The sequence below is a fragment of the Bradyrhizobium sp. dw_78 genome, assembly GCF_018449525.1.
In the GTDB taxonomy this organism is placed as follows: Bacteria; Pseudomonadota; Alphaproteobacteria; order Rhizobiales; family Xanthobacteraceae; genus Bradyrhizobium.
In genome coordinates this window covers 59,571-74,710 of record NZ_JAAVUS010000008.1, presented here as the reverse complement: position 1 = coordinate 74,710, position 15,140 = coordinate 59,571, and the positions used below count along the sequence as shown (strand labels likewise).

Sequence of the window (15,140 nt, the reverse complement as noted above, 5' to 3'; positions counted from 1 at the left end):
AGTTTACCTATCCCGGCGGCTGCAATTCCGGAAACTCGCTCACACATTGCCGGCAAGGCGCTCGGCATATTCGATCGCCTCGATCATGCTACGCTCGTTGGCGATGCCCTGGCCTGCGATATCGAACGCCGTGCCGTGATCGACCGAGGTGCGGATGATCGGCAGGCCGAGCGTGATGTTGACGCCGGAAAGCTCCTGCCACTTGCCGGTTGCGGGATCGACTTCGAAACCCAGGAGCTTGACCGGGATGTGCCCCTGATCGTGATACATCGCGACCACGGCATCGTATTGTCCCGCGCGCAGCTTCACGAAGACGGTATCGCCGGGGACGGGACCGACGACATCAAGGCCGTCGGCGACCAGTTTTTCGATCACCGGCTGCGACACCTCGATGTCCTGCCGGCCGAACAATCCGCCCTCGCCGGCATGGGGATTGAGCGCGGCCACCGCGATTTTCGGATTCGCAATTCCGATTCCGCGCAGCGCCTTATGGGTCAGGTCGACGACGTGACGCAGACGCTCCGGCGTCAGGCGGGACGGAACGTCCTGCAAGGCAACGTGGGTCGAGACGTGGCTGACGCGCATGTTGCCGTGGGCCAGCAGCATGACGGAGCCACGGACGCCGGTTAACTCCGCCAGCATCTCGGTATGGCCGGGATAATGGTAGCCGGCCTTGTTGAGCGCCTCCTTGTTGAGCGGCGCGGTCACGATGCCGCCGACCCGGCCCGACAAAGCGAGACGGACGCCCTGCTCGACCGCCTTGTAGGCGAAGCGGCCGCCATCGGCGGACAATATGCCGGGCTGGATCGCTTCGCTCTCGTCGTCGGCTTGCAGAAAAGCCAGATTGGGCCAGTCCGCGTCATCGACGCCGACGGGCGCGATGTTGATGCCGGCGGCGAGCTGGCGCTCGGCCTGTTGCAGGGCCCGGCCGCTGCCGATGATCAGGAGCTTGAGATCCGACGTTTCGAGACGGTCGCGCAACCGCGCGCAGGCTTTCAAGATGATCTCGGGACCGATGCCGGCCGGATCTCCCATCGTGATCGCGAGATGTCGCTTCGGCATGGCGTTGTTCCCTAGAGCAGGATGACTTTCTATTTTAGCATGATCTTTTCGGAAAACCGGTGCCCACTTTTCCGGATCATGCTCTAGATCAACTTGTTTTCGTTCAGCAGCTTCCACCCCAAATCGGGCGGCCCGAACGCACCCGATTTCGATATCACATCAACGCCCGCCCAGGCTCCGCCCTGTAGCACGGATCTGGGCACGCCGGGCTCCAATCGTCCCAGAACTTTCAGCGCGCGGGCTCCGACGGCAAGACATTGCGCCTTCAGGGTCTCGCCACCGGCGATCATCAACGTACCGGGCGGATCGATCGCCAAGCTTAGTCTTATGATTTCCTGTTCAAAAAATTGCGCCGCTTCCGCCCTGGAACTCGCCTCGGGCGCCTCCAACTTCACCAGCGCGACGCCATCGTCCAGTCCGCGCCTGACCTGATCGATCTCCGTCCGGCCGCCCGTCCCTTGTACCACCACGCTCCGGCACATCGCCAGTTGGGCATCGGTCGTGGCGTGATCCGAACCGAACACGCCGAGCAGCGGCCTCTTGAGCTGTCTGGACGCGCTGACTTCGGTGCCGCGTGCCAGCGCACCCGCCAGTCCTCCGGTGCCGCACCACAACACCTTCCCGCCGTAACTCCGGCCGATCCGGACGATGCGGTCCAGATCGTCATCGGTCTCGGCGTCGAACACGCTGACGCCTGGCGGCAGCGCCGTATCGAGGCGGCCCGGCTGCGCGTCGAGATTGTGCCGGCGAAGCTCCCGGATGATGTTCTCGCCGACGGCATTCCAGCTTCCGTCGGATGCCCTCGCATATTGCTGGCCGGCGCGGGTCCGGCGGCCCTGATGCGCGAAGGCCGGCGCGACGATGCAGCTATCCCAGAATCCGGTTTGAAGACACGCCGCTATTTCCGCAGCCCAGGGGCCGCGCAGCAGACTGTCGATCTTCTTGTAGGCGATGCCGCCGCCATGAAGCAGCGGCGCGAGCGGACGCACGACCGCAGAGGCGTGTTCTGCGTGAGCTTCCCGCGTCCCGCTGTCGATACAAAAGCTAACCTCCTCCGCCGGAGCTGCAACGGCGGACCAGAGAACATCCAACGGGCCGAACGCGCCGACAAACTCCGCGGACGTATCCAGGGCGCCGGTCAAATCGTCGGCCAGAAGCCTTAATGATGGCATGGCATTCCGGGCGGGAAATTGTCTGTCGCTTCCCTTATTACCGGAACTCTTCCCTCAAGTAACGATCCCGAATCGATAAACAGCACCCATCGTGCGGATCGGAGCTAACGCCATGCCGCCATCATTGCCGGGGTCACTTCGCCAGCAAGCCGACCAAATCCTGAGTCGCGCGCAAACAGCGAAGCTCATCGATCTGACGGGACACCACCAGCGCCCGCGCCTTCAGCGACTCGATCTTCGAACTTTCCGAATTGAGGCTTTCGAGCTGTCGTATCTGCTTGTTGAGGCTGGCCAGGTCCAGATGAAGACGCTCGATTTCGGCATCGTTGTCGGACGCGGACGCTTCGGCCCGCGGCAAAGCTCTTTCTGCCTGCATTGTCGTCCCCCTATCGCAGTTTCGCGCTTGTGAGCCGGATATGTGGCAGCATCTGGAAGAACCCGAGTCGGACTTCGGCCAATCGCGCGACATTCTTTCAGCGGCGGATCGCATGGCCCTGGAATTCAGGGCATAATCGCGCCGAGCTTTCGGTTACCTGTCATAGGCATAACCACGGGCGGTCGCGTGGGTTACGCGACGGAGGTGGAGTCAACACGCACCCACGCGACAACCGATCAGTTCCGGGAAGACTCATCCGGCGTTGCTGGTTCGCCGGCCGATCAACCCGAAACTCCCCACTCCCGAGCAAAGCGACTGGCTTCATCTCACATTAGCGCGCCGCCCGCCCGTGGACGAGACCTCAAAAAACTATGGCTCCGGAAATTTCATGTCCATGTCAAATTTTGCCGGCTGCATGGAAGATCATTATCGGATGCAGGCCATCATGTACTTCATCCGTTGCATGGCAGCGACGGCACGCGCCTCACCACGCTGCGAGATAGGTGCCCTTGAAACGCTTCTCGATAAAGGCCTTCACCGGATCGGAGTGATAGGCATCGATAAGCTGCTTCACCCAGGGCTTGTCCTTGTCTTGCTCGCGCACGGCGAGAATGTTGACCCAGGGGCCGCCGGCGCTCTCATGCGCGATCGCATCGGTCGCAGGGTTAATCCCAGCCTGAACCGCATAATTGTTGTTGATCGAAACCAGATCGACATCCTGAAGCGAGCGCGGCAGCTGCGCCGCATCGAGCTCGATAAAGCGCAGCTTCTTTGGATTTTCGGTGATGTCGGCAACCGTCGATGCGACGTCGTTCGGGTCCTTCAATTTGATCACGCCATGCAAAGCGAGGATCATCAGGCCGCGCGCGCCGTTCGACGGATCGTTGGCGATCGCGACCCGCGCGCCTTCCGGCAGGTCGGCCAGATTCTTGTATTTCTGCGAATAGACCCCTTGCGGCGAGATGATCGTGTTGGCCACCTTCACGATTTTCCAGCCTGTCTTCGCTATCTGGTTCTTCAGATAGGGTTCGTGCTGAAACGAATTCGCTTCGAGGTCTCCCAGCGCAAGCGCCTGGTTCGGAATGACATAGTCCGTGAACTCGACGATTTTGACGTCGAGGCCGCGCTCGGCCGCCACCTGCCTGACGACCTCCATGATCTCGGCGTGGGGACCGGCGCTCACGCCGACCCGGATGGTCTCCGCTTTCGCGGCACTCCCGAGCGCGAGAACCGCCGCAACGATCACAGCAAATCTACGCATGAACTTCTCCAAACATCGGACAATGGTGTTCGCAAAAATGCCTTCCGAAACGGAATGCGAACATTAGAGCCGGACCATTAGTGCTGATCATTTTCGGCTGCAATCATCCCTGCGATAAAAGCAAGGAAACGGCTGTACTTAACGCTCATCGAAACGAAAACGCCTGCGCCCGCTTTCGAGACGGAAATCCTGTTCTCCATCCGGCTCCGCCTCCGGAATTGCAACCAGCCCGCGATTGGCTGCATGGCGGCCACGCGACAAACCCGATGCCGCCGCCGTCAATCTCTGGACGCCTGGAGCCTGATTCGACTAGGCTGAACCGGAACATGATCCTATCTGCTTGTTGGAGCATGGTCGCTGCCCGCGCAGACGTCCGGCGTCTGTCGCGAGAGAAGACCACCCTCCCACTTTGCGCTAACATGGCCCTCCGGATCCGGATCAATCTCCAAGGGCCCATAACGGAATCAGCGTGCCTCTCACAAACCGACCTGCATCTTCGCCACCGGCTTTCGCCGCCGACAGCCGCCACATCCGCAAGCCGGTCATCGCCATCATCGGCGGCGGCTTTTCCGGCGCCGCCGTCGCGCTGCACCTCAACCGGGCTGCGCCCGGCGGGGCGCGGATCGTCATCGTTGAACCCGCCGCGGAAATCGGACGCGGCCTCGCTTACGGGACCACCGATCCGGGCCACCGCATCAATGTGCCGACCCACCGGATGCAGCTGTTTTCGGATGATCCCGAACATTTCAGCCGCTGGTGTACGTCGTCTGACGTGGCGGCCCGCGACCCGGCCGCGCTTGATTCCGCGGGACGGCTGTTTCCAACGCGCCATGCCTTCGGAACCTATGTCCAGCAGCAGGTCGCGGCGCTCGGCCCCGCTTTGCTTCATGTGCGGACCAGAGCTGTTGCGGTGGAACGGCAGACAGCGGGATATCGGGTGATCTGCGCCGATGGCGATCCGATCGAGGCCGACGCGCTGGTGCTGGCGATCTGTCATCCGCCGCCCTCCGTGCCGGCCGTTTTCAAAGATGTCGCGAACGACGCCGCCATGATCGCCAATCCCTGGCGCGACGGCGCCTTCGAAGACATCGCGCGCGATTCCCGCATCCTGATCGTCGGCACCGGCCTGACGATGGCGGACATCGTCACGACGCTGGAGCGCCAGGGCCATCGCGGCAAGATCACCGCGATCTCGCGGCGCGGCCAGCGCTCGCGCGACCATGCCGCAGCCCCGGTCGAGCCGTTCGGCGACTTCCTGTCGCCGCCACCGCGCACCGCGATCGAACTGCTGACGCGGATCCGCCGGGCCGTTGCGGAAGCCGCCGGTCAGGGCCTGTCGTGGCACGGCGTGCTCGACCAGGTGCGCATTCAGGCAAGCGACATCTGGCGCGCGCTGCCGACCGAGCAGAAGCACGCGCTGCTACGTCACTTGCGTCCATTCTGGGATACGCACCGTTTTCGCGTCGCGCCCCAATTAAGTCAGACCATCGAGCGCCTGACCGCGGCCGGACGGCTCCGCGTGCTGCCGGCCGCCTTGCAGGAGATCGCAAAGGCCGGCGCGGAATTGCACGTGACGGTGCGGCACAGCCGGCGCCGGTCCACCGAACAGATCTCCGTCGACCGGATCATTCTTGCCACCGGGCCCGCGCATGGCGACGTATGCCGGAACGATCCGCTGCTCAAGGCCATGCAGCAGGCCGATCTGCTACGCCCCGATCCTTTCGGCCTCGGCATCGAGGTCGATGCGCATTCGCGTCCGCTCGACCGGTCGGGCGCCGCCGAAGGCCGGCTGTTCGTGGCGGGGCCGCTGGCCCGCGCCACGTTCGGCGAATTGATGGGCGTGCCGGACGTATCGATCCACGCCAGGCGGGTAGCTGAAGCGTTGGTCGATGTGTTGCACGTCGAGGAGTCAACGTCCCTCGGCACCGGACTCAGCGATGCCGCAGGCGGCGGTTGACCCGGCGCGCCAGATAATCGCCGACGGTCTGTACGGTCTGCACCAGCGCGATCAAAACGACGACCACGGCGAGCATCATGTCCGGCATGAAGCGCTGGTAGCCATAACGAATGCCGAGATCGCCCAGGCCGCCGCCGCCGACCGCGCCGACCATCGCCGAGTAACCGATCAGGCTGACCACCGCGAGCGTCAGCGCCAGAACGAGTCCGGGCAGCGCTTCGGGGATCAGCACCTTGAACACGACCTGCAGCGGACTGGCGCCGAACGACGATGCGGTCTCGATCAGGCCGGCATCCACTTCACGAATCGCGCCCTCGACCAAGCGCGCGATGAAGGGCGTCGCCGCGATGCTGAGCGGAACAATCGCGGCGCCCGACCCGATCGACGTACCCGCCACCAGCCGCGTGAACGGAATGATGGCGACGACAAGGATAATGAACGGCGTCGACCGGGTCGCATTGACGATGATGCCGAGGGCCGAGTTGACCGCCGGCGCGGCGAACAACTCTCCCTTCCGGCTGGTCGCCAGAAAAATGCCGATCGGCAGGCCGAACAGCGTCGCGATAATCGCGGCGACGCCGACCATAAACAGGCTTTCCCAGGTCGCCTGGACAATCAGATTGATGAGATCAAGCGACATAGCCGAGACGCTCCGCTGAGAAATGATGTTGTGAAAGATAGGCCAGCACCTGCGTTGCCCCGGCATCGTTCGCCGGCACGCCGAGCGTCAATGAGCCGATCGGCTGGCCGCCAATCTCGTCGACACGCGCCGATAGCAACGCCACGTCGATCGCAAGCTCGCGCGCCAGACGGGCGACCAGCGTCGCGCCGCCGTCCATTCCGCGAACCAGCACGCGAATGACGGCCTGACTGCCGGGACCGGGCTGCGGCTGCAGCCGGCTCGACAACGAGACCGGAACCGCGTCGCCGAGAACCTCGGAAAGAAAGCTCTGCGTGATCGCCTGCCGCGGATGGGTGAAGATGTCAGCGACGTGGCCTTTTTCGACGATATGCCCGGCATCGAGCACGACGACTTCCTTGGCGAGTTGTCTGACCACGGACATCTCATGGGTAATCAGGACGATCGTGACACCGAGTTCGCGATTGATGTTCGCCAGCAGATCGAGGATCGATCGCGTGGTCTGCGGATCCAGCGCCGAGGTCGCCTCGTCCGACAACAGCACGCTGGGCCGCGTCGCCAGCGCGCGGGCGATGCCGACCCGCTGCTTCTGGCCGCCGGATAATTCCGACGGGTAGCGATCGAACTTGTCGGCGATGCCGACGAGGTCGAGCAGTTCGGACACCCGGACCGCGATATCGGATTTCGACCAGCCCGCGATTTCGAGCGGCAGCGCGATATTGTCCGCCGCCGTTCGAGAGGACAGCAGGTTGAAGTGCTGGAAGATCATGCCGATCGAACGCTGCGCCAGCCGCAACCCGTGGCCGGCGAGACCGGAGATGTCGCTTCCGTCGACGATCACGCGGCCGGCGTTCGGCTTTTCAAGGCCGTTGATCAAACGTACAAGGCTCGACTTGCCGGCCCCGGAACGGCCGATCACGCCGGTGATCGAGCCGCGTGGAATTGAAAAATCGATGGCTTCGAGCGCACGCACGCTCGGCTTGCCGCGATGGGCGGGATAGATCTTCGAGACCGCCTCGAACCGCACCATCGCATCCGACACCGAAGGATCGGGCGCGACCGCCGGAAAGGACGGAAGCGCTTGTCCGGTGAGCAATGATTGATGCGCATTCATTCCAGAATCCTTTTCCCGGCAGGCTCTACCGCAACATCATCCAATGAGCGTGTTCCGGCTCTCGCTCCGAGACCTCTTGCTCCAGGCCCTCCTGATGCGCGGCGCAAAGCCCGCCGCGCATCGGTCTTCTATCAGGATGGAAAAACCCTCGGCACAGGCGCATCTCCTCACTGCACCGCAACAAAGCCAGGATCGCGCGAGACTGCATTTCTGGCAATTTCAGATATTCATTGAGGCTTGGATGAAATTTTCCCTGACGCCCAGCTATAGAGAAAATCCATCTGGCGACGGAGGCCGATGCCCATTCTCCAGGCACCCATCCGATCGCACCTCCTCTGGATCGATCGCCGCAGCGACACTGCGATCAGTGAATTCATCTCCACTCGCGCATCAAACGACGGGCTTCATGCTCTTAACGAGCGCAACAACGTAAATTCCTTTCATCGACATTGTCGCGATCGGGCACCTAGATAGGGAGCGGTGACGTCAGTTCCCCGCGGGACAGTCCGGCAGGCGCCGGCACCGTTCAAGATATTCGATTTGCTAAATCTCCCATCCATCAAGGCGCTTCGAGAACGAGATGAAGAAAACCTGGTTGCTGCTGCTGTCCGCCCTCCTGATCCTTCCCGCACTGACCGGCGGACCGTCCTTTGCCCAGGATGCGTCCAAAAAGGAAATCAAGGTCGGCTTCGTGCCGGGCCCTTATAGCGACGAGTTCAAGGCTGGCGTCGAACCGGAACTCAGGAAGAAGGGCTACAGCGTGCGGTATTACGAATTCAGCACCGGCCTGGAAGCCAACACCGCCGTGTTCCGCGACGACATCGACGCCAATATCATGCAGCACACGGTGTTCCTGAACTCCTATAACGAACGCAACAAGACCGACCTCGCCGGCATCGTCGCCGTGCCGACGCCGCCGATGGGGCTTTATTCCAAAAAGCATCCGCGCGATGTAAAGGTGAAGGCCGGCATGACCGTCGCGGTGCCGAACGATCCCGTCAATCTGCAACGCGCGCTCTGGATCCTGCGCGACCTCGGCTGGATCGAGATCAGGGACAATAATCCGGTCGATGTCACCGAACTCGACGTGGTCAAGAATCCGAGCGGCATCCGGCTGATCCCGCTCGAAAACGCCCAGGGTCCGCGGGCGCTCGATGACGTCGATTTCGCCGCTGTCCAGGGCAATTTCGCCATCTATAGCGGTCTGAAATTGACGGACGCGCTGGCGCTCGAGAAAATGACCTCGCCCTATCACAACGTCGTGGCGGTCAGGCGGGGCAACAGCGACAAGCCATGGGCCAGGGATATCGTGACCGCCTTCACCTCCGAGACGTTCAAGTCGGCGATCCGCTCGAACAATTTCTACGACGGATTTGCGCTGCCGGACTATTTCAACTGAGGCCCGGCCCGCGTCACCGGAGCGGCAATTTCTGACGCACGTCCGAACGGACGCTTCCGTTATTTGAAGACGATCCGCACACGAAAATCGGCATTGGCCGGTGACGGCCGGAAATCCCGGCCTTGCCGGTGCTGCTTGCCGCTCCACCCAGCCACAGCCAATTGCCGGAAGACAGCCTTGACAGGGCGGGCTTATTCCGGGAATGTTATGTTATAACATAACATATCCGAGGCCAACCATGCCCGCCTCCGGGCACCAACCCATCCCTCTCAAAAGGCTGTTCGACCTCCATGCGAAAACTCCCCGTCACCGTCTTGTCCGGCTTCCTCGGGGCTGGAAAGACCACTTTGCTGAACCACATCCTGAACAACCGGCACGGCCTGAAAGTGGCGGTGATCGTGAACGACATGAGCGAGGTGAACATCGACGCCGATTTGGTCCGCGATGGTGGTGCGAATCTTTCCCGGACCGATGAGAAACTGGTCGAGATGACCAATGGCTGCATCTGCTGCACGTTGCGCGACGATCTCCTGAAGGAAGTGCGCGCGCTGGCGGAGAATGGCCGCTTCGATTATCTGCTGATCGAATCGACCGGAATTTCGGAACCGCTTCCGGTCGCGGCAACCTTCGACTTCCGCAGCGAGGATGACGAAAGCCTGTCCGACGTCGCGCGGCTCGACACCATGGTGACCGTGGTCGACGCGGTGAATCTGCTGAAGGACTATTCCTCGACCGAATTTCTCGGGTATCGCGGCGAGGCGCTGGAAAACGACAAGCGCACGCTGGTCGACCTCCTCGTGGAGCAGATCGAATTCGCCGACGTCGTCGTTCTGAACAAGGTCGACGACGCCTCGCAGGAACAGCGCGACGCCGCGCGCAAGATCGTTCGCTCGCTCAATCCGGAAGCCGACATCATCGAAGCGAACCACGCCCAAGTCCCTTTCGACCGCGTTCTCGATACCGGGCGCTTCAATTTCGAAAAGGCCCAGCAACATCCGCTCTGGTACAAGGAACTCTACGGCTTTGCCGACCATGTGCCGGAAACGGAAGAATACGGCGTGAAGAATTTTGTCTATCGCGCCCGGCGTCCGTTCGAGCCCGCCAGGTTCGATCAATTCATCAAGGCGCCCTGGCCGGGCGTCATTCGCGCCAAAGGGCATTTCTGGCTGGCGACACGGCCGCAATGGCTCGGCGAAGTCAGCCAGGCTGGCTCGATCGTCCGCACCGAAGCACTGGGTTTCTGGTGGGCGGCCGTTCCCGCCGAGCGATGGCCCGACGATCCCTTTTGGCGGAAGAATCTGCGGAAGCACTGGAACGAGATCTATGGCGACCGGCGGCAGGAAATCGTCTTTATCGGTGTCGACATGGACGAGGCTGCCATTCGTGCGCGCCTCGATGCCTGTCTCGTGCCGGGAAAGCCCGCGATGAACATCGCCGACTGGGCCAAGCTGCCGGACCCCTTCCCGAAATGGCGGCGCGCCGACGAAGCGGCTTGACCGCGAGCGAAGCCGGGAACTTCCTAATAAGCGAACGGCTTCGGCCGTCCGACCCCGCAATAATGGAATCCGTTTCGCCGCACCTCTTCCGGCGCGTAGATGTTGCGGAGATCCACGATGACGAAACTTGCCATGATCGAGGCCAATTCCTTGAGGTCGAGCGCGCGAAATTGCTCCCACTCGGTCACGATGACGATCGCGTGGGCGCCCTTTGCGCAGTCATAGGCATCCTGGCAGAAGGTGACGTTTTCGAGCACCTTGCTGGCTTGCGGCATGCCGACGGGATCGAACACGCGGATTACCGCCCCCAGATCCTGCAAGGCGGTGATCAGCGGAATCGAAGGCGCGTCCCGCATGTCGTCGGTATCGGGCTTGAACGTGACGCCGAGCACGGCGATGAATTTTCCGCGCAGATTGCCATTGCCGCCGAAGGCATTGGCTACCTTGCGGGCCATCGCGCGCTTGCGCTGGTCGTTGACCGCGACAACCGTCTCGACAATCCGCAGCGGCGTCTCGTTATCCTGCCCAGTCTTGATCAGCGCCATCGTATCCTTTGGAAAGCATGATCCGCCGAACCCGGGTCCGGCATGCAGGAATTTAGGGCCGATGCGGTTGTCCAGGCCAATGCCGCGCGCAACTTCCTGAACATTGGCGCCGACTTTCTCGGCGAGGTCAGCGATTTCGTTGATAAACGCGATCTTGGTCGCGAGAAAGGAATTGGCTGCATATTTGGTCAGTTCCGCGGTACGGCGATCGGTATGGAGAATCGGCGGCGCATTGAGGTGAAGCGGCCGATAGACTGCGGTGACGATCTCCCGTGCGCGGGCATCGCTGGCCCCGATCACGATCCGGTCGGGATGCTTGAAGTCGCGAATCGCCGCACCTTCCCGCAAGAATTCCGGATTCGACGCCACCGCGAATTCCACGTCGGGGTTTGCCTCGCGGATGATCCGCTCAACCTCGTCGCCGGTGCCGACAGGCACAGTCGACTTGGTCACTACGACCGTGAACTTCGAAAGCGCCCTCCCGATCTCGCGCGCCGCTGCATAGACGTAAGACAGATCGGCATGTCCATCACCGCGGCGCGACGGGGTTCCGACGGCGATAAACACCACTTCGGCGTTCGCGACCGCCGATTTGATGTCGCTTCCGAAGGCGAGACGGCCCTGGCTCACATTGTTGGCCACCAGATCGGCCAGGCCCGGTTCATAAATCGGGATTCGGCCGGCTTCGAGCGCGGCAATCTTGCCTTCATCGCTGTCGATGCAGGTCACATGGTGACCGAAATCGGAAAAGCACGCCCCCGACACCAGCCCGACATAGCCGGCGCCTATCATGGCAATACGCATTGACACCCCACCTTACGATCTGTCCCGCTCAGCCCTGGAGTTGATCTTCATGCGCCGGCTATGAGCCGTTCAGGATCGATTCCCCATCCAGATGCTGCGGGAAGAAGAAGAAATTGTTGATGTAGTGCTTGCCGCTCTTGCGGCCGCCGTCGGGCAGCAGCACATCGGCATCCTGCAACTCCTCGGTCCGGAACTGATCGACCGGAAGCGCGCTGCCGTCCTTCAGGAAAAATCCCCGATAGGACCTGCTTGCGAAGAACTCGAAGATCGATCGCGTCGCCCGCTGGCGATGCCGGTCCTCGGCCTCGACCAGGAATACCGGCTGGCTACGCTCAAGCAGGCCGGTCGAGCCGTTCAGAACATTCAGTTCGTGCCCTTCCACGTCAATTTTGACAAAGGCCACCTCGTCACGGATGACCGCGTCCAGACGGGCCTTTGGCACCGTCGTCGAAACAATCTTCTGCTGGCTTGACGCGCCCTGCCTGGGTTCGAGCGAGGCCAGGCCGTAGACCGGCTCATCGTCATCCTGCGGAATGAACAGCTCCGCGTCCCCCGCCTGATCGGATAGCGCCATTTCGTGAATATTGACATTCGGCGCTGACGTTCGCCGCAGCAGAACCGCCATCTTGTGCGAAGGCTCAAAGGCATGGACCTGCCGCGAAAGCCGCGCCAGCTTGCGGGTATAGAGGCCGCAATTTGCTCCGACATCGACGGTCACCGCTCCGTCCGGAACGACCCGGTCGAGCAACGACAATTCCTGCTCGGCCGAAGCCGGACGGTGCATGAAATGCCAATGCAGCCAGACCGACGGAAATGTTTCCTTCAACAGCTCTCGGGTTCGTTGCCTGGCGCTCATCGCGGCGATCTCTCTGTTTTGGTTGAATGGATTGCAGCCGGTTCGATGGCTCGATCGATGGCCGCGGCGATGGCTGTATGCGCCGAACCTGTGTGCCCGCATCCTCAGCCCACCTCCGAATCGCCCTATTCTTTATGATCTAGAAGCCGCTGCCCGACAGGAACTCCCTGCGGACCGTCCGTACGATGATCGCGATATCCATGCGCAGCGACCATTTCTCGATATAGTCGAGGTCATAGTCGATACGTGAAATCGCGCGGCCGGCCTCGACGGTGCTACCCCTGCAACCGCTTACCTGCGCAAGGCCAGTGATTCCCGGCCGCGCCGTATGCCGCTGGAAATAGTACGGAACCAGGTCCTCATAGGGTAGATCGGCCGCAAGCATTCCCGGAACATGCGGACGCGGACCGACCAGCGACATATCTCCCCTGATGACATTGATCAGTTGCGGAATTTCATCGAGGCTCGTTTTCCGCAACACCTTCCCGACCCGCGTCACCCGCGCATCGCCCTGCACCGTCTGCTTCACACCGGCTGTGTCGCCGGCCTCCACGCGCATGGTTCGAAACTTGTAAATCCTGAAGAACCGGTTGCGGTAACCGTACCTCGGCTGAATGAACAATACCGGGCCACGCGACGTGAGCTTGATGGCAACCACGATCACGATCAGGAGCGGCGCGAGAAACATCAAGGTCGCGCTCGCAACCGCGACGTCGAAGATCCGCTTGCCCGCCGAGGCGGACGGTTCCGTTCGCGCCAAGTGACGCGAGCGACGGTGACGGTATCGGCTGGCGTCACACTCGACCGGCCTTACCGATATGAACCGCCGCTCGTTGCGCAGCGGAACCACATTGTCGTGTTGCAAACCGGCCGCAATGGGGGGCGCCATGGGTCTCGCCTTCTGCTGGAGTGTTGTTCACGTCACTGAGCGGAACACAACGCAACCCTGCGCCCGGGAACAGCGGTTCCGCTGTCGCCGAAGCGAACGCTTACCTAATCGCGCTCGACGCGCGGCGATCCGCCTTGATTAAAGCTTTCCTAAATTCTTGAGCGAATTTTGGCGGCGCAGCGGAAACATCGCGAATATTTTTGCAGCGCGACGCAGATCAGCTCGCATGCCGTGGAAAATGACGTTTTCCAATAGGAGCTTAGTTCTGCTTGCGCGTATATTGAGCTGCGTGCATTTCGGCGCTGCCATGCATAATCGAAAATCTGGAACTTCTTACGCACGAGCTGACGCGGCCTTCGAAGCGAGTGTACCCGTGCCATCACAAAACAAAAAGTCGTGCCATATCGTCGCTTTTGAGCTTCAGGATTAAACCAAAACTAAGTCGCGTTCCCGTAGTCTCGCATTGAACGGTTGAACCCCGAGCCGCGACAAACTTCCGATGATCGTACAACTGCGAAAGACCGAAGCGACTTCAGCTGGCGGGCTGCCTGTCTCCAAGGAGCACAGGGAGGCATCGATGATTGCTGGACGTTCCGACTATCGCCTGCTTGAGCAGGACGAAACGTCAGGTCGACGATTGCGGAACCTTATTATCCTGGCGAATGCAGGTGCCTGGGTGCTGATCGCTGCGGCGATCTGCGCGATTTTCTTCTGACGCCGATCATAGATGTTGATCGTCAGCGCTTTTATTTGACCGCGACGCCGTTCCATGATCGCTATGGCGGACGATGCGATCACTGTCCGCCGCCCAATCGCGACCGGTTGCCGCCTCGACGCCGGCGGAGACGCGGATTTATGCCATCGGCGATATTCACGGCCGCGCCGACCTACTCGGCGAAGCCATTCACCATATCGATGACGATCTCCGGCGCCGGCCTGTCAGATATGCCGTCGAGATCTATTTGGGCGACTACATCGATCGTGGGCCCAATTCGAAAGCAGTCCTCGATCTGTTGGCTGTGCGGCTGGTCCGAAACAACGCGGTGTGCCTGAGAGGCAACCACGAAGACCTCATGGAAAGCTTCCTGCGCGACCCGCGCGCACTTCGCCCTTGGCTGCAACTCGGCGGCGACCAGACCCTTGCATCCTACGGCGTCTTTCTGCGTTCCGACGCCACCGAAACCGGCAGCGAGCTGCATCGCCGCTTCTGCCGCGTATTTCCGCTGACGCACCGGCTTGTCCTGCAGTGTCTGCGGCCAAGCTTCTGCTGCGGTGACTTTCTGTTCGTCCACGCCGGGATTCGTCCGGAGATCCCGATCGAGCGGCAGAACACCCGGGATTTTCTCTGGATCCGTCACGAGTTCCTGGACTCGCCGCTCGACCACGGCAAGCTCGTCGTTCACGGACATACGCCGGTTGCGCATCCAGAAATACGGCACAACCGGATCAATATCGACACCGGCGCCTGGCGCACGGGAACTTTGACATGCGTAATTCTTGAGGACGCCTCTGTTCAATTCCTGTGATGATGCCTTGTGACGATGGCGCTTACGCACGCGGGAGCGCATC

General features: G+C 61.5%; 14 protein-coding genes. 5 read left to right on the top strand and 9 right to left on the bottom strand.

Going from position 1 to position 15,140, the window contains the following annotated elements:
* Positions 1–39: 39 nt before the first annotated feature.
* From pdxA to HB630_RS20260, 4 genes are all read right to left on the bottom strand, one after another.
* Positions 40–1,062: a 4-hydroxythreonine-4-phosphate dehydrogenase PdxA gene (gene pdxA, locus HB630_RS20275; RefSeq protein ID WP_213774064.1), complete on the bottom strand. Its 1,023-nt coding sequence runs from the start codon at positions 1,060–1,062 to the stop codon at positions 40–42.
* 83 nt (positions 1,063–1,145) lie between these two features.
* Entirely contained in the window at positions 1,146–2,234 is a 1,089-nt protein-coding gene (locus HB630_RS20270) for a four-carbon acid sugar kinase family protein (protein ID WP_213774063.1), read from the bottom strand.
* Between the two features lie 133 nt (positions 2,235–2,367).
* Positions 2,368–2,610: a hypothetical protein gene (locus HB630_RS20265; RefSeq protein ID WP_213774062.1), complete on the bottom strand. Its 243-nt coding sequence runs from the start codon at positions 2,608–2,610 to the stop codon at positions 2,368–2,370.
* A gap of 484 nt (positions 2,611–3,094) precedes the next feature.
* Positions 3,095–3,871 (bottom strand): MetQ/NlpA family ABC transporter substrate-binding protein, encoded by a 777-nt coding sequence (locus HB630_RS20260; protein WP_213774061.1) that lies wholly within the window; start codon positions 3,869–3,871, stop codon positions 3,095–3,097.
* Between the two features lie 469 nt (positions 3,872–4,340).
* Here HB630_RS20260 and HB630_RS20255 point away from each other — a divergent pair, with 469 nt between their 5' ends.
* Positions 4,341–5,828, top strand: coding sequence for an FAD/NAD(P)-binding protein (locus HB630_RS20255; protein ID WP_346656116.1), 1,488 nt, complete (start codon positions 4,341–4,343; stop codon positions 5,826–5,828).
* Here HB630_RS20255 and HB630_RS20250 read toward each other — a convergent pair.
* A complete protein-coding gene (locus HB630_RS20250) occupies positions 5,803–6,468 on the bottom strand; it encodes a methionine ABC transporter permease (protein WP_213774060.1) in 666 nt (221 codons plus the stop codon). The two genes, HB630_RS20255 and HB630_RS20250, sit on opposite strands and share 26 nt — an antisense overlap.
* On the bottom strand, positions 6,458–7,582 hold the full coding sequence (locus HB630_RS20245; protein WP_213774059.1) for a methionine ABC transporter ATP-binding protein: 1,125 nt from the start codon (positions 7,580–7,582) through the stop codon (positions 6,458–6,460). Before HB630_RS20245 ends, HB630_RS20250 begins: the two co-directional genes overlap by 11 nt.
* A 580-nt stretch (positions 7,583–8,162) precedes the next feature.
* Here HB630_RS20245 and HB630_RS20240 point away from each other — a divergent pair.
* Together HB630_RS20240 and zigA are read left to right on the top strand one after the other, a co-directional pair.
* Positions 8,163–8,981 carry a MetQ/NlpA family ABC transporter substrate-binding protein gene (locus tag HB630_RS20240; protein WP_213774058.1) on the top strand — a complete coding sequence of 273 codons (819 nt, stop codon included), beginning with the start codon at positions 8,163–8,165 and terminating at the stop codon, positions 8,979–8,981.
* A gap of 290 nt (positions 8,982–9,271) precedes the next feature.
* Entirely contained in the window at positions 9,272–10,477 is a 1,206-nt protein-coding gene (zigA, locus tag HB630_RS20235; protein ID WP_213774057.1) for a zinc metallochaperone GTPase ZigA, read from the top strand.
* A 23-nt stretch (positions 10,478–10,500) separates the two neighbouring features.
* Here zigA and HB630_RS20230 read toward each other — a convergent pair whose 3' ends face one another.
* The 3 genes from HB630_RS20230 to HB630_RS20220 all read right to left on the bottom strand — a co-directional run bounded on the left by HB630_RS20230 (position 10,501) and on the right by HB630_RS20220 (position 13,571).
* Entirely contained in the window at positions 10,501–11,826 is a 1,326-nt protein-coding gene (locus HB630_RS20230) for a UDP-glucose/GDP-mannose dehydrogenase family protein (RefSeq protein ID WP_213774056.1), read from the bottom strand.
* Positions 11,827–11,884: 58 nt separating this feature from the next.
* Positions 11,885–12,682, bottom strand: coding sequence for an FkbM family methyltransferase (locus tag HB630_RS20225; protein ID WP_213774055.1), 798 nt, complete (start codon positions 12,680–12,682; stop codon positions 11,885–11,887).
* 139 nt (positions 12,683–12,821) lie between these two features.
* Positions 12,822–13,571, bottom strand: a complete 750-nt coding sequence (locus tag HB630_RS20220; protein ID WP_213774054.1) for a sugar transferase — start codon at positions 13,569–13,571, stop codon at positions 12,822–12,824.
* A 499-nt stretch (positions 13,572–14,070) separates the two neighbouring features.
* Here HB630_RS20220 and HB630_RS20215 point away from each other — a divergent pair, with 499 nt between their 5' ends.
* Together HB630_RS20215 and HB630_RS20210 are read left to right on the top strand one after the other, a co-directional pair.
* Positions 14,071–14,286: a hypothetical protein gene (locus tag HB630_RS20215; RefSeq protein WP_213774053.1), complete on the top strand. Its 216-nt coding sequence runs from the start codon at positions 14,071–14,073 to the stop codon at positions 14,284–14,286.
* Between the two features lie 73 nt (positions 14,287–14,359).
* The gene (locus HB630_RS20210; RefSeq protein WP_213774052.1) at positions 14,360–15,097 is read left to right on the top strand and encodes a metallophosphoesterase family protein; all 738 of its coding nucleotides are present in this window, start codon (positions 14,360–14,362) and stop codon (positions 15,095–15,097) included.
* Positions 15,098–15,140 lie beyond the last annotated feature (43 nt).